At 67.9% G+C, this 16105-nt stretch carries 15 protein-coding genes; 7 read left to right on the top strand and 8 right to left on the bottom strand.

Annotation, left to right across the window (positions count from 1 at the left end; translation table 11 throughout):
* Positions 1-233: 233 nt before the first annotated feature.
* Together ACO07I_RS24240 and ACO07I_RS24245 are read left to right on the top strand one after the other, a co-directional pair.
* Positions 234-1061 (top strand): class I SAM-dependent methyltransferase, encoded by an 828-nt coding sequence (locus ACO07I_RS24240; protein WP_422011957.1) that lies wholly within the window; start codon positions 234-236, stop codon positions 1059-1061.
* Between the two features lie 60 nt (positions 1062-1121).
* The gene (locus ACO07I_RS24245; protein WP_422011959.1) at positions 1122-1733 is read left to right on the top strand and encodes a GNAT family N-acetyltransferase; all 612 of its coding nucleotides are present in this window, start codon (positions 1122-1124) and stop codon (positions 1731-1733) included.
* On the opposite strand, the gene ACO07I_RS24250 is transcribed toward ACO07I_RS24245, so the two are convergent.
* The 4 genes from ACO07I_RS24250 to ACO07I_RS24265 all read right to left on the bottom strand — a co-directional run bounded on the left by ACO07I_RS24250 (position 1707) and on the right by ACO07I_RS24265 (position 5765).
* Entirely contained in the window at positions 1707-3011 is a 1305-nt protein-coding gene (locus ACO07I_RS24250; protein ID WP_422011961.1) for an MFS transporter, read from the bottom strand. The genes ACO07I_RS24245 and ACO07I_RS24250 overlap by 27 nt on opposite strands.
* A gap of 155 nt (positions 3012-3166) precedes the next feature.
* Positions 3167-4387, bottom strand: coding sequence for a serine hydrolase domain-containing protein (locus ACO07I_RS24255; protein WP_422011963.1), 1221 nt, complete (start codon positions 4385-4387; stop codon positions 3167-3169).
* 8 nt (positions 4388-4395) lie between these two features.
* Positions 4396-5067 (bottom strand): alpha/beta hydrolase, encoded by a 672-nt coding sequence (locus ACO07I_RS24260; RefSeq protein ID WP_422011965.1) that lies wholly within the window; start codon positions 5065-5067, stop codon positions 4396-4398.
* Positions 5064-5765, bottom strand: coding sequence for a DNA-3-methyladenine glycosylase family protein (locus tag ACO07I_RS24265; RefSeq protein ID WP_422011967.1), 702 nt, complete (start codon positions 5763-5765; stop codon positions 5064-5066). The genes ACO07I_RS24260 and ACO07I_RS24265 overlap by 4 nt, the downstream gene beginning before the upstream one ends.
* A gap of 48 nt (positions 5766-5813) precedes the next feature.
* Between ACO07I_RS24265 and gluQRS the strand changes: the two genes are divergently transcribed.
* The 4 genes from gluQRS to ACO07I_RS24285 all read left to right on the top strand — a co-directional run bounded on the left by gluQRS (position 5814) and on the right by ACO07I_RS24285 (position 9793).
* Positions 5814-6677, top strand: coding sequence for a tRNA glutamyl-Q(34) synthetase GluQRS (gene gluQRS / locus ACO07I_RS24270; protein WP_422011969.1), 864 nt, complete (start codon positions 5814-5816; stop codon positions 6675-6677).
* A 10-nt stretch (positions 6678-6687) separates the two neighbouring features.
* Positions 6688-7845, top strand: a complete 1158-nt coding sequence (locus ACO07I_RS24275; RefSeq protein WP_422011971.1) for an aromatic ring-hydroxylating oxygenase subunit alpha — start codon at positions 6688-6690, stop codon at positions 7843-7845.
* A gap of 4 nt (positions 7846-7849) precedes the next feature.
* Positions 7850-8953, top strand: a complete 1104-nt coding sequence (locus tag ACO07I_RS24280; RefSeq protein ID WP_422011973.1) for a 5-methyltetrahydropteroyltriglutamate--homocysteine S-methyltransferase — start codon at positions 7850-7852, stop codon at positions 8951-8953.
* Positions 8954-9094: 141 nt separating this feature from the next.
* Complete coding sequence (locus tag ACO07I_RS24285; protein WP_422011975.1) at positions 9095-9793, top strand: YfdX family protein; 699 nt, start codon at positions 9095-9097, stop codon at positions 9791-9793.
* 61 nt (positions 9794-9854) lie between these two features.
* Here the strand turns inward: ACO07I_RS24285 and ACO07I_RS24290 are convergent, their stop codons facing one another.
* The 3 genes from ACO07I_RS24290 to ACO07I_RS24300 are packed head-to-tail and all read right to left on the bottom strand — an operon-like array spanning position 9855 to position 14110.
* The gene (locus ACO07I_RS24290; protein WP_422011977.1) at positions 9855-11276 is read right to left on the bottom strand and encodes an amidase; all 1422 of its coding nucleotides are present in this window, start codon (positions 11274-11276) and stop codon (positions 9855-9857) included.
* The gene (locus ACO07I_RS24295; protein ID WP_422011979.1) at positions 11277-12686 is read right to left on the bottom strand and encodes an amidase; all 1410 of its coding nucleotides are present in this window, start codon (positions 12684-12686) and stop codon (positions 11277-11279) included.
* On the bottom strand, positions 12683-14110 hold the full coding sequence (locus ACO07I_RS24300) for a tetratricopeptide repeat protein (RefSeq protein ID WP_422011981.1): 1428 nt from the start codon (positions 14108-14110) through the stop codon (positions 12683-12685). Before ACO07I_RS24300 ends, ACO07I_RS24295 begins: the two co-directional genes overlap by 4 nt.
* Before the next feature lie 112 nt (positions 14111-14222).
* On the opposite strand from ACO07I_RS24300, the gene ACO07I_RS24305 reads away from it, so the two are divergent.
* Complete coding sequence (locus tag ACO07I_RS24305; RefSeq protein WP_422011983.1) at positions 14223-15206, top strand: Bug family tripartite tricarboxylate transporter substrate binding protein; 984 nt, start codon at positions 14223-14225, stop codon at positions 15204-15206.
* 7 nt (positions 15207-15213) lie between these two features.
* Here ACO07I_RS24305 and ACO07I_RS24310 read toward each other — a convergent pair whose 3' ends face one another.
* Positions 15214-16092, bottom strand: coding sequence for a DUF4743 domain-containing protein (locus tag ACO07I_RS24310; RefSeq protein WP_422011985.1), 879 nt, complete (start codon positions 16090-16092; stop codon positions 15214-15216).
* Positions 16093-16105 lie beyond the last annotated feature (13 nt).

The following is a 16105-nucleotide window of genomic DNA, read 5'->3' on the forward strand; positions in this document are numbered from 1 at the left end:
CTTTAGGAGGATTATTGAAACCGCCCAAAAGGGCTGCTAGCAGCGTACATGGTCACGAGGAAGGCGTCGTCCGCCGCCAATGCCGTTCGATTTTATCGTCGCTGGAGCGAACCGGCGGCGTAGGGACAGTGTGATTGAGTGCTGACAACCGAGCCGCCCGCCAAGGCGGCTTTTGTTTTGGGTTTTCAACAGAAGATTCGCCTCGGTGACGGCTCCCTTCGAAGGAGCAGATCATGACAGAGAGCAGCCATCGGAAAGCAAAGTCGGGTCTTGCATCCGATTTTTCGGGAGTCGCGGCGCGCTACGACTCGACCCGCGACCTGCCGCAGGAATTCCTGCTCGCCTGTTACGCCCGGCTGGTCGAACGCGGTCTGTTGCCGGCGACGGGGCTGATCCTGGATGCCGGCTGCGGGACGGGGCAGGTGTCGCTGCCGCTTGCGGCGCAAGGCTATGAGGTTCGCGGAATCGACATTGCCGCCGAGATGATAGCGATCGCGCAGGCCAAGGTTCAATCGGGATGGCACGCCGACTATACTGTGGGCGACGTTCGCGACATTGCCTTCGACACTCACAGCATCGACGCCATTGTCGTGTCGAAGCTGTTCCAGCACATAGAGGATTGGAAGGGAGCGTGTCGCGAACTCATCCGTGTGGCGCGCCCCGGTGCCTGCCTCATCCAGATCAATGAGCGTGGGGCGTTCGGCAACGTGGTGCGGCGTTACTTCGCCCGACGCGCCGACGAACTGGGATACGCCGGTCGTTACCTGGGCCTGAACCCGCATGGAGAAGCAGAACTCCGCGCGCATATGAAGGCCGAGGGCTGCGAGGCGATCTTGGTCGACGTCGCGGATCTGCGTTGGACGACGGGCATCAGTTATGGCGAAGCGCTCGGCCGCCTTCGGGACAGGCTCTATGCCGAGTTCTGGTACCTGCCGGAGGCCGTGCACCGCCAACTCATCGCGGAGACGAGCGCCTGGGTCGAGGCACAGCCTGAAGGAGGCGCCACAATCGACCGACTCACGCCGTATCTCGTCGTCGAAGTCTTTCGGACGCCGCGTTAGAACGAGGTAATTCCGGGAGAGCGCGTGGCCGACCTGATTGAGATCAGCTAATCACACAGCATGAACACCACCAATCCCGTCCTGCCGCCCGGCTATTCCGCCGTTCCCCCGGGGCATGTCGCAGCCGTCGTGACGAGCCTCGAAATGTTGAACCGTCCCTCTCTGCGACCTGCGCAGCCCTTTCCGGCGGGTGTCACGCTGGAGCCGCTGGAGCGCACGAACGAGGCCTATAGGAACCTCTATCGCGCGGTGGGGACGGAGTGGCTGTGGTTCTCGCGGCTGATCATGGCGGACGAGGCGCTGCAGGCGATCCTCGACAATCCGCAGGTTGAATTCCTCGCGCTGCGCCGGGACGGGCGCGATGCCGGAATACTGGAGCTGGACTTCAGCCAGCCGGAAGAGTGCGAGCTGACCTTCTTCGGCGTGGCGCCGGGTCTGGTCGGCACGGGTGTCGGCCGCGCGCTGATGAACGAGGCGATCGCGCGGGCCTGGGCGCGGCCGATCAAGCGCTTCTGGGTGCATACCTGCACGCTCGACCATCCGGCGGCGCTCGCTTTCTATCGGCGCTCCGGCTTCGTGCCGTTTGCCTTCCAGGTCGAGGTGTTCCCCGACCCGCGCCTCACCGGCGCCCTGCCGCGCGACTGCTCACGGCACGTACCGTTGCTCGACTGACGTCGCGGCGCCCGCGGCCTCGCGGTCCTCGACCTTGCGGTAGTGGAACCAGCCGGCGATGCCGAGGGCCAGCAGGAGCAGGCCGAGATAGAACTCGGTGTGGGTCGGCCCGATCAGGTCGAACAGCGGCGTGGCCGCGAGATTGAACAGCAGCATCGAGCCCGCCATCACCGCGAGCCGCAGCCGGAAGACACGGGCGATCTCGGCGCCTCGGAACACGGTCTGCATGCGGGTGATCATCGGGATGAAGAAGAACGGCCCACCGAAGCCCGCGACCAGCCCGGCCAGCATCATCGCCGGCAGCTTATAGGGGTTCTCGACCCCCCAGGCGGCCAGTGCGATCAGGGCGAAGCCGCTGCCCATCGCCACGTAGCCCAGGAACATGGTCGAGAGGGGGCGGCGGAAGCGGACGCTGCCCGCCACCAGATTGCCGACCACGTCGCCCACGCCGCAGGCACCGACGATCATGCCGAGCGACGCGAGCCCGTGCAGGCCGAATAGGTGCGGGTCGTGCTCGACCACCATCAGCGCGATGCAGAGCTGCAGCGCAACGCTCCAGGGACCGTTGGCGAAGGCATTGACCATCAGCAGCGCGCCCATCGTGCGCTGGCGCAGCATCAGCCGTGCGCCGTCGAGCAGGGCGTCCCAGGCGCCGCGCAGGCCGCCGCGCCCAGGGCGCGGCTTGTAGGCCGCGTCGTACAGCCGGTCGCGCACCGCCCACACCGCCAGCGCCGACAGCACGAAGCCCAGGGCCGTGATCGACAGGAAGTGGATCACCGGCAGCAGCGTGTTCAGGACCGCCGCCATCATCGGCCCGATCAGCCGGGCGAGCCGCCACGTCGCGTCGAACAGGCCGTTGATCGCCTGCATGGCGTCGCGGTCGGTGACCAGCACCGGCACCGCCGACTGCAGCGCCGGCGTGAACACCATGCGCATGGCCGCGAGGCCCATGACGGAAAGGATGAGGAGCGGGATCGAGATGCCCCAGATGTAGAAGCCGATCACCGGCAGTATGGCCAGCACCGCGCTCGCATACTTGGCGCCGATCATGGCGCGATCGGCCCGCCAGCGGTCGAACGCCGAGGCGCCCAGCAGGCCGACCACCAGCATGGCGGCGTACTGCGTGGCGTTCACGTAGCCCGCGGCATTGCCGATCTGCTCGGCCGCGATCCACACGACGGCCACGCGGAACAGATCCTCGCCGATGGTCGAGGCGGCGAGGCCGGACCAGATCGTGGCGACGGCCGGATCCTTGAGCGGACGGAAGACGGGGATCATCGGGCGCTAGAACTCCCGCACAACCTCATCCTGAGGAGCCGCGCGGCGCGCGGCGTCTCGAAGGATGGGCCGCAGACGAGGCGTGCTTTGCCCACCCTTCGAGACGCGCTGCTGCGCAGCGCTCCTCAGGGTGAGGTGGGAGTGTGATGCTGCATCTACCGAACCCAAACGCCGCCGTCCTTGTTCTTATAGCCGAGCGACAGATAGGCCGCGTCGACCAGGGCCTGGCCGCGTTCGTTCATCAGCAGGCCGGGGCCCATGCGGTTCATCGTGTAGCCGAAGGACAGGCCCGCGACCGGATCGGCGAATCCCAGCGAGCCGCCGGCGCCGACATGGCCGAAGGCCGCGCTGCCCAGGATCACGCTGTCGCAATCCGCGCCCCACAGCTTGGCAGCCATGCTGCGCTTGCGGTTGTCCATCGACTTCATGAAGCCCAGCGCGAAGCGCGTCGGGATGCGCAGGGTGGCGTCGTCGTGCGTCGCCATCGAGACTTCGCCCATGCGCGCGAGCGTCGTGGCATCGACCAGGTCGCCGCCGCCATTTGCGAGTGGCGCATACAGGCCGGCCAGGCCGCGCGCGTTGGTGATGCCGTTGGCCGCACCGATCTCAGCGGCGTGGCCGGCCCGGGTATTGGCGCCGCCCGAGCGCCAGGCGCCGTTGTTGAAGTAGAACAGCGCCGCCACCGATTCCTTGTTGGTGGCGAGGTCGCGCATGAAGGGCGTCACCGCGTCGGCGGCCTTGTAGACATGGGCCACGATCGGCGCGACGCGCGGCTCGATCTCCTCGGGCAGGCCGATCCAGAAATCGAGGCCGAGCGGCCCCGCGATCTCCTCGCGGAAGAAGGTGCCCAGCGATTTTCCGCTCGCGCGCCGCACCATCTCGCCCACGGTCCAGCCGAAGGTGAAACCGTGATAGCCGTTGCGCGTGCCGGGCTCCCAGAACGGCACCTCGGCCGCCAGCCGCTCGGTCATGTAGGCCCAGTCGTAGGGCCCGTCGTCCTTCACCTTGGCGCGCACGGCGGGCACGGCCGAGGAATGATCGAGCATCATGCGCGTCGTCACGCGCTCCTTGCCGTGTTGCGCGAATTCCGGCCACAGCTCGGCGACCGGCGCGTCGAGGTCGAGCGCACCGCGGCTCGCCAGCACATGGGCGCAGAGCGCCGTCGCGCCCTTGGTGCAGGAGAAGACGATGCTCACCGTGTCGCGCGTCCACGGCGCCTTGGTCTTGGGATCGGCGACGCCGCCCCACAGGTCGACGACCGTCTCGCCGCCCACCGTCAGGCAGACCGAGGCGCCGATCTCGCCCTTCTCCTTGAGGTTTTTCTCGAAGGCCTCGGCGACCCGCTCGAAGCCGGGCCGGCAGGTCCCCTGGGTCATGGACGCGCTCATTGCTTCGGCACCGCGATCTTGAAGGCGTCGAGCACGAAGCGCGCGCAGTGGGAGAGGCCGGTCTGGTCGATCCCGTGGCCGACGCCCTTGGCGATGTGCACCCCGACCTCGACGCCGTTCTCTTGCAGCGTCTGCGCGGCGCGCTGGGTCAGCACGGCCGGCAGCATCTCGTCGCTGTCGCCATGGACCAGCAGGACGGGCGGCTTCGACTTGATCTCGGCCTTGAGCGAACCGGGCGCCGCCAGCATGCCGGAGAAGCCGACGATGCCGGCCAGCGGCGTGGCGCGGCGCAGGCCGACATGCAGCGCCATCATGGTGCCCTGGCTGAAGCCGATCAGCACGGTCTTGCTCTCGTCGAGCCCGTACTTTGCCATCGTGTCGTCGAGGAACTGCTCGACGAAGGGCGCGGCCGAACGCACGCCCGCCGCCGCGACCTCGGGATCGAGGCGCGAGATGCCGAACCACTGGAAACCCATCGGATTGCCTTCGCACGGGTAGGGCGCGTTGGGCGCGTGGAACACCACGTCGGGCATCAGCGGAGCCAGCACCGGTGCGAGGCCGATCAGGTCGTTGCCGTCGGCGCCGTAGCCGTGCAGCAGGATCACGAGATGGCCGGGCTTGCCGCCGCCATGGGGGCCATGGCTCGGTCCTTCAAGCTTCTTGGTCATGTCGCCTTCTTCTCCTTCGCCGACCAGTCCGGCATGTTGCGCCGATAGTGCCAGAGCACGAGCGCGGCCGCGCTGCGCCAGGGGCGCCAGGCGTCGGCGATTTTGAGAAGCCGCTTTGCGTCGGGGCGGGTGCGCAGCTTCTTGAGATGCTGGGCCGCCACGACGAGGCCGAGGTCGAGCCCCGGCATGATGTCGGGCCGGCCATGCGCGAACATCAGGTAGATCTCGGCCGTCCACGGGCCGATGCCCTTGGCCTGGGTAAGCATGGCGATCGCCGCCGCATCGTCCAGCTCGTGCAAGGCATCGAACGAAATCCGGCCCTCGACGATGTCCGTGGCGAGGCTGCGGCCATACTTCATCTTGGCGCCAGAGAGGCCGACGGCGCGCAGCTGCTCGTCGCTCATCGCCAGGAAGTCCGCCGGCTCCATCGACGGCACGGCTGCCTCCAGACGCAGCCAGATGCTGCGGGCAGCGTGAACCGAGACCTGCTGCCCCACGATCGAGCGCATCAGCCCGCCAAAGCCCGTCGGCATGTCGCGCAGCTCGGGATGGCCCGCCTCGGCCAGCGCGCGGGCGATGTCGGGATCCGCAGCCGCCAGCTCGGCCAGCGCCTGCTTCAGCGTCGTCTTGTCGAGGATGACGCCGGAGGCCGGAGAGGGTGCCGTCTTGGGTTTTGTCTTGGGTGCCGTTTTGGCCATTGTGCTCTCGCCATAGCACGCGGCGAGGGGGCGCTGTAACGTCGGATCATGACCGTCGTCACGCGTTTCGCTCCCAGTCCGACGGGCGAACTTCATCTCGGCAGTGCCTATTCGGCCCGCATCGCCTGGCGGCGCGCCCGCGACGCGGGCGGCAGGTTCCTGGTGCGCATCGAGGATATCGACATCCGCCGCTGCCGCCGCGAATACGAGACCGCGATGCTGGCGGACCTGCAGTGGCTGGGCCTCGCCTGGGACGGCGAGGTGCGACGCCAGTCCGACCATTTCGCGGATTACGGCCGGGTGATGGACCAGCTCGACGCACGCGGCCTGGTCTATCCCTGCTTCTGCACCCGCGCCGATATCGCGGCTTCCACGAGTGCGCCGCATCCGACGGCGATGGGGCCCGACGGGCCGCTCTATCCCGGCACCTGCCGTCACCTGTCGAACGAGGAGCGCCACCGCCGTATCGCCGCCGGTGTGGAGCACTGCATGCGCTTCGATTGCGCCCGCGCAGAGGAGCAGGCGGGGCCCTATTCCTTCTTCGACGAGACGCTGGGCCGGATCGACGGCCAGCCGCGGCTGATGGGCGACTTCGTGATCGCGCGCAAGGACACGCCGACCAGCTACCATCTGTCGGTCACGGTCGATGACCATCTGCAGGGCGTCACCCTGGTGACACGCGGCATCGACCTGCTGCCGTCGACCCATGTGCATGCCCTGCTGCAGAAGCTGCTGGGTTATGCTGCGCCGCAATATGCGCATCATCCGCTGCTGACCGATGCCACCGGCCGCCGCTTCGCCAAGCGCGACCGCGACCTCACGATCCGCAGTTTGCGCGAGAGCGGGAAGAGTGCGGCGGAGGTGTTCGAGATGATCGACGGTTGGAGTTGCGCTACCCCCGCGAAGGGCTGACACTTCCGGCATGGACCGGAAAGAACAACTGGCCGTCGGGAGGCGGCTGCTCGGCCATATCGACGGCCGCACCACCGATCTCGCCGACGCGCTGTTCCGCAACCGCGTCGACGCCTATTCCTGCCGCGAGCGCGCCGCCCGCGAGCGTGACGCTTTGTTCCGTAGCCAGCCCCTGTTCATGGGCCTGTCGTCGCGCCTCTCCAAGCCCGGCGACTACATCACCGAGGACGTGGCCGGCATGCCGGTCCTGCTGGTGCGCGGGCCCGATGGCGAGGTGCGTGCCTTCGCCAACATCTGCCGCCATCGCGGCGCGCCGGTGGCCGAGGGCTGCGGCAATGCCCGCGCCTTCGTCTGCCCCTATCACGCCTGGACCTACGACACGCACGGCAAGCTGCTGGGCGTCACCGACAAAGCGGGCTTCGCCGGCCTCGATCTCGGCGCGCATGGGCTGGTGCGGCTCCCGGCCGGGGAGAAGCACGGCATGATCTTTGTCCGCGCCACGCCGGTGGGCGAGGGCGAGCGTGCGGAGATCGACGCCGATGCCGTGCTGGGCTCCTTCGCGCCGGACTTCGCGGCGCTGCGGCCCGAGACCTATCCGCTCTATTCGGTCGACCGCATCACGCCGCGCATCAACTGGAAGTTCGCCGTCGACACGTTCCTCGAGGGCTATCACATCCCGCATCTGCACCGGAAAACCATCGCGCCGTACTTCATCGGCAACTGCGGCACCTTCGACGGCGCGGACCGCCACGGCCGCATGTGCGTGCCGCGTACCTCGATCGAGGCGCTGCGCACGCTGCCCGACGACGAACGCAATCTGAGCCCGCACATCATCGCGATTTACCAGCTCTTCCCCAACACCATCGTCATCTGGCAGGTCGATCATATCGAGGTCTGGCGCGCCTTCCCCGATCGCAACGACCCCGGAAGCTGCTCCGTCGAATTCTCGCTCTATCGTCCCGCCGACAGCAACCGCCCGGAGAAGCACTGGGCCAAGAACCGCGACATCGCCATCCGCACCGTGCTCGACGAGGATTTCCCGCTGGGCGAGCGCATGCAGATCGGCTTCGAGTCCGGCGCGACGGACGAGGTGATCTACGGCCGCAACGAGCCCTCGCTCGTTCACTTCCACCGCTCGATCCGCAGCGCCCTCGGGGTGGAGGCCTAGCCGCATGCAACGCCCGAAGCCGCCTTTCCGCGCCGACCAGGTCGGCAGTCTCCTGCGCAGCCCCGCCGTGAAGGAAGCGCGGACCCTGCGCGTGGCGGGTGAGATTACGGCGGCGCAGTTGAAGGCCGTCGAAGATGCCGAGATCGCGAAGCTCGTGGCGAGGCAGGAGGCGATCGGCCTCAGGGGCGTGACCGACGGCGAGTTCAGGCGGTCGTGGTGGCACTACGATTTCCTGGCCGGCCTCGACGGCGTCGGCCTGGTGAGCGTGGCCCAGGGATTGCAGTTCAAGGGCACGCAGACCAAGGCCGAGGGCCTGCACGTCGACGGCCGGCTCGGCTTTCCCGCGACGCATCCGATGCTCGGACACTTCCACTTCCTGAAGTCGGTGGCGAAGGCCACGCCCAAGATGACGATCCCGTCGCCCACGGCGCTGCACTACCGCGGCGGCCGTCAGGCGATCGAGAGATCGGTCTACCCGGAGATGGAACCTTTCTTCGAGGATCTCGGTCGCGCCTATGCCCAGGCGGTGCGCGCATTCGGCGAGGCCGGCTGCACGTACCTGCAGCTCGACGAGGTCTTCGTGGCCTACCTCTGCGATCCGGCGCAGCGCGACTATCTGCGCAGCCGCGGCGACGATCCCGACCGGCTGCTCCACATATATGCCGATCTGGTGAATGCGGCCGTCTCCGGCCGCACGCCGGGGATGACCATTTCCATGCATCTCTGCCGCGGCAATTTCCGCTCCACCTGGATGGCGCAGGGCGGCTACGAGCCGGTGGCGGACGTGTTGTTCAACCGGATGGGCGTCGACGCCTACTTCATGGAGTACGACAGCGAGCGCGCCGGCGGCTTCGAGCCGTTGCGGATGCTACCGAAGAACAAGCATGCCGTGTTGGGCATCATGACCTCGAAGACCGGCGCGCTCGAGAGCAAGGACCAGCTCAAGCGCCGACTCGACGAGGCTTCGAAATTCGTCCCGCTCGACCAGCTCTGCCTGTCGCCGCAATGCGGCTTCGCCAGCACCGAGGAGGGCAACCTGCTGGCCGAGGAAGAACAGTGGGCCAAGCTCCGCCGCTGCGTGGAAGTGGCGGAAGAGGTCTGGGGCTGAACCCCGCGCGGCGCGGCGCATTGAAAACCGTCAATGCGGCGGCAAGGCTGGAAGAAGGACGTGGCTGCTAACTTTTCTCGCGAGGCCGACGCAACCCTGCGGCTCCTGCCGGGGCGTCGGCGCTCGAAGAGGAGAGTAGCCATGAATATTTCCAGAGGAATCGTCGCCGCCTTGCTGGGTACCACAATGCTGGCCAGCGCCGTCGCCGCCCAGCAGCCTCCAACGGCCCCCGCGCCCACGAACCAGGAGAAGACTGAGGCCGCGCGCGACCTCATCAAGCTGTCGGCCGACGGCGCCGTCGCCTTCCGCGCCCTGCATCTGGCCCGCATCGCCATCTTCGAGGCCGATCCGGTGGCGGCAAAGAAGCTGGTCGCCGACACCCGAGCGGCGCTGGCCAAGGCGAAGGTCGACTCGACGGCGTTCCAGAAGGCCGAGTCCGAGCTCAAGGCGCCGAAGGGCATGTCCGACGCCCCGGCCGCCGCGTCCGGCCCCGCCGTCGCCTGGCTGCCGATCGACGGCCAGCTCACCCTGGGCGAGGACTTCGTGGCGACGCCCGCCAAGGCCGCGGCGGTCGCCGAGGCCAACAAGCACCTCGAGAAGGGCGAACGCAAGCAAGCGCTCGAGAAGCTGCGGCTGGCTGATGTCAGCGTGATGTTCACCATGGCGCTGGCGCCGCTCGACCGGACGATCGCCGACGTCGACATGGCGGCGAAACTCCTGGACGAGGGCAAGTATTACGAGGCCAACGCAGCCATGAAGAAGGCCGAGGACGGCGTCCGCTACGACTCCGTCGCAGCCATCGCGGCGCCGCAGAAGGCGGAACAAAAGAAGTCGCAATAACTGCTGCGACCAGGGATGCGGAATCGCCGGCCTGCCCAGGCCGGCGATTTTCGTTGTGCACTCAGATCTGGTGCGCCATCGGCGGCGCCGGGATCGGGCGAACGCTTTCGTAGGCGGCGGCGGCGCGCAGGACGAGGGCGTCCTTGGCGTGGCCGCTCACGATCTGCAGGCCGATCGGCATGCCCTCGCGGTCGAGGCCGCAGGGGATGGTGGCCGCCGGCTGGCGCGTCAGGTTGAAAGTCAGCGTGAAGGGCGTCCAGCCGATGTCGACGCCGTCGCCGCCCCAGGCCGCGTTCTCGTTCACCGCGAAGGCGGTCATCGGCATCGTGGGCGTCAGCAGCAGGTCGTACTTGGCCATGAATTGGTTCATGATCGCCGAGATCGTCTGGCGCTGGTGGATGGCGGTGACGACCGCCTCCTGGCCGAGCGTGGCGCCGTACTGGGCGGCCTTCACCAGGCCGGGATCCATCAGCTCGCGCTTCTCGGGGCTGAAATTGTTGAGCAGCAGGGCGACGTTCGACTGCCAGTGGGCGTTCAGCACCTTGCGCGGGTCCATGCCCATGAAGTCGGGCGAGTCCTCGACGATCTTGGCGCCCAGGGTCTTGAACACCTTCACCGCCTGCTCGACCGCCACCGCGACGTCGCGGTCGATCTTCTCGCGCTCGATGAAGCCCAGGTGAGGCGAATAGGCGATGCGCAAGCCCTTCACGCCCTTGTCCAGGCCCTTGAGATAGTCCTCGGCATCGTCGGGGCGGCCGTAGGGATCGCGCGGATCGGGCCGGGCGATGACGTTCATCATCATCGCCGCGTCGCGCACCGTGCGCGTCATCGGGCCGATATGCGAGAGCGTGCCCTGCGCCGAGACCGGCCACAGCGGCACGCGCGCCTGGGTGGGCTTTAGGCCAAACAGGCCGCAGAAGGAGCACGGAATGCGGACCGAGCCCGCGCCGTCGGTGCCGATGGCGAGGTTGCCCATGCCGACCGCTTCGGCCGCCGTGCCGCCACCCGACGAGCCGCCCGAGGTGCGGCCGATCTTCCACGGATTGTGCGTGGCGCCGAACAGCTTGGAATCGGTGACGCCCTTCCAGCCATATTCCGGCGAGGTCGTCTTGCCGAGCAGCACCGTGCCGGCCTCGCGCAGGCGCTGCGCCACCGGCGCGTCGACGTTGAAGGGGCCATCGGGATCGGTGGCGAGGCTGCCCATGCGGGTCGGCATGCCCTTGGTCAGCACCATGTCCTTGATCGTGATCGGCACGCCATCGATGTCCGAGAGGCGCTTGCCGCCCTTCTTCCAGCGCTTCTCCGAGGCGCGCGCCTGGCGCATCGCCGTGTCGGGATCGAGGTGCTGGAAGGCGTTGAGCTGGCCGTTGAAGGCATCGATGCGCGCGAGAGCGGCCTTGGTCGCCTCGACCGGCGAGGCCTTGCGGGTCTTGAAGAGTTTCACCAGCTCGTGGGCCGGCATCATCGCAAGGTCGGCAGTCATCTACTTGGTCTCCGGAAGCACAGGGAAGGAAAGGGGATGGGCGTCGGCATAGGCCGCGGCGGCGCGCAGCACCAGCGCGTCGTTGTAATGTGCCGAAGCAATCTGCAGGCCGACCGGCAGTCCGAGCCGCGACAGACCGCACGGTACCGTCGCCGCGGGATGGCGCGTCAGATTGAACTGCGGCGTATAGGGTGACCACATGAAGTTCGGCTTGCCGTCGGGACCGGGCGGCAGGTTGGTGCCGGCGTCGAAGGGCTGGACCGCGACGGTGGGCGTGAGCAGCAGGTCGTACTTCGCAAAGAACAGGTTCCAGGCGAGGGTGAGGTCGCGCCGCGTCACTTGCGCATTGACCACGTCCTGCAGGCTGTAGCGCAGGCCCGCCTTGGCACCGGCCAGAAGGCTGGGGTCGAACTCGCCGTGGCGCTCCTCGGGAAAGACCTGCAGCAGGCGCTGCAGCGCCGACAGCCAGTGGATCACGAAGGCGCGGCTCGCCTCGCCGAACGAGAAGGGCGGCTCGACCTCCTCGACCGTGCAGCCCAGCGCCTCGAAGTCGCGGGCGGCCTTGGTCACCATCGCGGCGACCTCGATGTCGAGCGGATGGTCGCCGAAACGCAGCGCGAAGCCGATCTTCAGCTTCTTCGGCAAGGTCGTGAGCTTCTTCGTATAGTCGGTGTCGTCCGGCGGCAGGGCGTAGCCGTCACGCGGATCGGGCCGGGCAATGGCGTTCATCATCAGCGCGGCGTCGAGCGCGGTCCGCGCCATCGGTCCGGTGTTGGACAGGTCGCCGGTCATCGACGGCGGCCAGGCCGGGACGCGGCCGAAGGTGGCCTTGAGGCCGATCAGCCCGTTGAAGCTCGCGGGGATGCGGACCGAGCCGCCGCCATCGGTGCCGATGGCGATCGGACCCAGTCCCGCCGCGACCGCGGCGCCGGCGCCGCCCGACGAGCCGCCGGGCGTCATGCCGGTGTTCCAGGGATTGCGCGTGATGCCGTGCAGGGGCGAATCGGTCACGCCCTTGTGGCCGTACTCCGAGCTGGTGCTCTGGGCGAAGACGATCGCGCCGGCCTCGCGCAGCCGGGCTACCGCCGGCGCATCGGCATCGACGGGACTCTTGTCGGTGAGCTTGCTGCCCATCGAGGCCGGCCAACTCTTGACCCGCACCAGCTCCTTGATCGAGACCGGCACGCCGTCGAGCGGCGAGAGCGGTTCGCCGTTCTTCCAGCGTTTCTCCGAGGTGCGCGCCGCGGCGAGGGCCGCCTTCTTGTCGACATGGCAGAGCGCGTTGATCGTCGTCGCGAGCCGGTCGGCGCGGGCCAGCACGGCCTTCATCGTTTCGACCGGGGAGGCCTTGCCCTTGCGGTAGAGCCTGCCGAGCTGGGCGGCGCTCGCCTGGGTGAGATCCGTCGTCATGCCGCTTCTCCCGTCCTGGTCGCCGCTTCGCGATACCGGCGGGCGAGCTTTTCGGCCTCATATTCGGCGGCGAGAGCCTGTTCGGTGCGTCCGACCCGGTGATAGAGCGCCGCCAGCGCCCGCTTGGTCGCGGCGACGCCGGGCCGTTCGCGTTCGTCGGCTTGCAGGATCGCCAGCGCCGCGTCGTTCCAGCCGGCCCGGCTCAGCGCATCGAGATGGAGGGCGCCGAACAGAGCGCGTTGCGCGATCGATCCGCCCAGGCAGCGCAGGTGAGGCATCGCCTGGCCCATGAGGCGCGCCGCTGCCGGCATGTCGCCCGCGGCGTGAGCGGCCAGGCCGTGGGCCAGCGGCACGGTGCAATCGGCCCAGAGCTCGCGCTCGAACGGCTTCGCACGCGCGGCGCGATCCTCGAGGCTGGCCAGCATCTCGGTGACGGCGCTGCGCTCGCCGGCGCGCGCCAGCCCGTAGAGATAGTGGACGTCGTGGAAGGCGGAGAGATGTTCGCGGAGGCGCGGCTTGAGGTAGGTCGCGAGGTCGGCCCAGCGTCCGCCGACGTCGACGCCGCGCAGTTCGAGACGCGCCAGCAGCGACACGGCGTTGGCCTGGTCCTCGCAGAATTCCTTCCAGACGCCCCACACGCGCTCGTCATGCAGCACCAGCGCCTCGTCGGTGCGGTCGAGGTCGATCAGGAACAGCGCGAGGTGCCACCAGTTGTGCGTCTGCATGAACGAATTGCAGTCGTTCCACGTGTCGGACACGGAACTGAGGAAGGCGACGCCCTCCAGCATGCGGCCGCGCGCTTCGAGGCAATGGGCGATGGCGTGATGCGCCCACGGGTCGTTGCGGTCGAGCGCCAGTCCCTTGCGGGCTGCGTCCTCGGCCTCGTCGAGGCGATTGCACTCTTCGAGGCCGAACGCATACATGCCCCAGACGAAACGGTTGTCCGGGTTGGCGGCAAGGAGCTTCTCGCCGACATCGAGCAGCGTCTCCGCCTCGCCGCGGTTGAAAGCCAGCAGCTGCGCCAGTTTGCCGGCCAGCAGGTCGCGCGGCCATTCGTCGACGATCCTGCGGAACTGTTGCAGGCTGCGATCGGTGTCGCCTTCGACCCAGAACTCGATGGCGCCGAGCCACGCGAACTCGCGAGAGGTCGCGCCGGCCGTCATCTGCTGCGCGCGGGCGAGGTGGCGCATGGCGGCGGCATGACCGTCCGGCGAATACATGGTGAGGAAGAGGCTCGCCGCGACCAGCGGCAGCATCGGGCACTGTTCTTCCGCGTCGGCGATGGCGATGAAGTCGGCGAACCGCTTGCCGAAGCCCAGCCATTCCTGGCTGACGAAATCGAGGGCGGCGATCGCACGCTCATCGGCGTTGCCCAGTTCCAACCCTTGCCCGTCCTTCGCCACCCGATCCTCGCGAATTTGCACGGAACAAGCTTCGCATGGCGCACCGTGACTGGTCGAGGGGCTAGCTCTTCTTCGGTCCGTCGCGGATACTCCGCGTCCAAGAACAAAGAGAAGACATCCAGGGAGGAATGAGATGAAGCGCCGCCATCTGCTGGGCTCTGCCGCAGCCCTTGCGTTCGCCTCGGGGTTGGCTCCGGCCATCGCCCGTGCGCAGACATACCCCGACAAGCCGATCCGCTTCGTGGTGCCCTATGCGCCAGGCGGCGCGACCGATACATCCGCGCGCATCGCGGCCGAGTATCTGACGAACAAGTTCGGTCAGCAGGTGATGGTCGAAAACAAGCCGGGCGGCGGCACGATCATCGCCACCGAGATCGTCGCGAAGGCCAAGCCCGACGGCTACACGATCCTCATGGCGGCGGCTCCCGTCGCCACCAATACATCGTTCGGCCTGAAGCTGCCCTACGATCCGGTCAAGGAACTGGCCCCGGTCTGCGGCTATGTCGACATGCCGCTGCTGCTCGCCTGCAATCCCAGCGCGCCCTACAAGACGATGGCCGAGTTCATCGCCTGGGCGAAGAAGCAGACCTCGCCGATCCCCTACGCGTCGGCCGGGAATGCCAGCATGCCGCATCTGTGGGGCGAGCAGCTCAGAATGGAGCTCGGCATCAAGCTCGAACATGTTGGCTACAAGGGCAGCGCCGACGCGCTGAAGGACGTTCTGGGCGGCCACGTCATGCTGTTCTCGGATACCTTGCTGCCGGGCGGCCTGGCGGTGAAGGACGGAAGGCTGCGCGGCCTGGTCGTCGCGGCGGCCAAGCGCGTACCGATGCTCCCCGACGTGCCGACGGTGGCGGAGGTCGGCCTGCCCGCCGATCTCACGGGCGCGGTGTTCTTCGGGGTGATGGCGACAGGCGGCACGCCGGAGCCGATCATCGCGAAGCTCAACGCCGCCTTTAACGAAGTGCTGGCCGACCCCGCAACGGCGAAGAAGCTCATCGACCTCGGCTTCGTCCTGATCGGCGGCAGCGCCGCCGACTACGGCAAGCGCCTCGCCGCCGAGACGGTGAAGTGGCGCAAGGTCATCCAGGAGGCGAAGATCACGCCTCCGGCGTGAGCGCGTGTCAGAGGTCGTCGTCCTTGCGGGGAGCGGACAGCCTCCGCAGGCCGGCGACGATCGGGATGAAGTCGGGATCGTCGGCCGACAGCAGGCCGTGGCGCACGAAGAAGTCGATCAGTACCAGGTTGCAGTTGTATTTGAATTCGACTGTGTCGCGCACCGTCTCGAACACGCGCCGCACCGGCCACAGTTCGAACGAATGGACCTCGCCGTCGTTGGCGCGTGGCGTGAAGTCCTCCGGCAGTTCCAGATCGAAGCAGGTCATGACATCGGGCTTCAGCTGCCGGTCCGACTGGTTCCAGTAGCCGACGACGCTCACCGCCTTCGCCTGCCGCGCAAGCTCCGGCGGGATCGAGGCTTCCTCGCCGCATTCCTTGATCAGGTTCTCGTGCAGGCCGAGTCCGGCCGGTTGGCCGCCAGCCACCGTATTGTCGAGCTGGCCGGGGAAGGTCGGCTTGTCGTAGGAGCGGCGCGGCACCCAGATGTGGAGCCCGTCGGCGCGGCGCACGTAGCCCGTCATGTGCGGGCCGCCGGCGCGGACGCCGAACCACGGCACCGCCGAGCGTTCCATCGCCATCAGGAAGGGCGAGCCCCCTTGAGGCGCCACGGCGTATTTCTCCTCGCGCCACAGGCCCTTGAAATGGCCTCCCGCGCGCAGGGCCAGCAGGAACGCGTGCACCTCCGCGGTGCGCTTCTCCGGCGTGTCCAGGCGAGGATCGAGATGCCAGGCTCCGTCGCGGCGCTCGAACAGGCCGGAGCCCTGTACGGCATCGGCCGCGAAGTCGCGATGCACGAACCCCGCCCGGTGCTCGCCCACGAACCACGGCTCGAACGGGGTGAGGTCGGCATTGTTGCAGCGGCGGATGTGATCGAGGAAGGACATGGGGCGCCGGGAT

The organism is Reyranella sp. (genome assembly GCF_965227665.1).
Lineage (GTDB): Bacteria > Pseudomonadota > Alphaproteobacteria > Reyranellales > Reyranellaceae > Reyranella.

Bases quoted from the DNA above. Each gene is read 5' to 3' on its own strand.
- ACO07I_RS24305 (WP_422011983.1), top strand. From the start codon at position 14,223: ATGAAGCGCCGCCATCTGCTGGGCTCTGCCGCAGCCCTTGCGTTCGCC.
- ACO07I_RS24285 (WP_422011975.1), top strand. From the start codon at position 9,095: ATGAATATTTCCAGAGGAATCGTCGCCGCCTTGCTGGGTACCACAATG.
- ACO07I_RS24240 (WP_422011957.1), top strand. From the start codon at position 234: ATGACAGAGAGCAGCCATCGGAAAGCAAAGTCGGGTCTTGCATCCGAT.
- ACO07I_RS24290 (WP_422011977.1), bottom strand. From the start codon at position 11,276: ATGACTGCCGACCTTGCGATGATGCCGGCCCACGAGCTGGTGAAACTC.
- ACO07I_RS24255 (WP_422011963.1), bottom strand. From the start codon at position 4,387: ATGACCCAGGGGACCTGCCGGCCCGGCTTCGAGCGGGTCGCCGAGGCC.
- ACO07I_RS24280 (WP_422011973.1), top strand. From the start codon at position 7,850: ATGCAACGCCCGAAGCCGCCTTTCCGCGCCGACCAGGTCGGCAGTCTC.
- ACO07I_RS24260 (WP_422011965.1), bottom strand. From the start codon at position 5,067: ATGACCAAGAAGCTTGAAGGACCGAGCCATGGCCCCCATGGCGGCGGC.
- ACO07I_RS24265 (WP_422011967.1), bottom strand. From the start codon at position 5,765: ATGGCCAAAACGGCACCCAAGACAAAACCCAAGACGGCACCCTCTCCG.
- ACO07I_RS24250 (WP_422011961.1), bottom strand. From the start codon at position 3,011: ATGATCCCCGTCTTCCGTCCGCTCAAGGATCCGGCCGTCGCCACGATC.
- gluQRS (WP_422011969.1), top strand. From the start codon at position 5,814: ATGACCGTCGTCACGCGTTTCGCTCCCAGTCCGACGGGCGAACTTCAT.
- ACO07I_RS24245 (WP_422011959.1), top strand. From the start codon at position 1,122: ATGAACACCACCAATCCCGTCCTGCCGCCCGGCTATTCCGCCGTTCCC.
- ACO07I_RS24275 (WP_422011971.1), top strand. From the start codon at position 6,688: ATGGACCGGAAAGAACAACTGGCCGTCGGGAGGCGGCTGCTCGGCCAT.
- ACO07I_RS24295 (WP_422011979.1), bottom strand. From the start codon at position 12,686: ATGACGACGGATCTCACCCAGGCGAGCGCCGCCCAGCTCGGCAGGCTC.
- ACO07I_RS24310 (WP_422011985.1), bottom strand. From the start codon at position 16,092: ATGTCCTTCCTCGATCACATCCGCCGCTGCAACAATGCCGACCTCACC.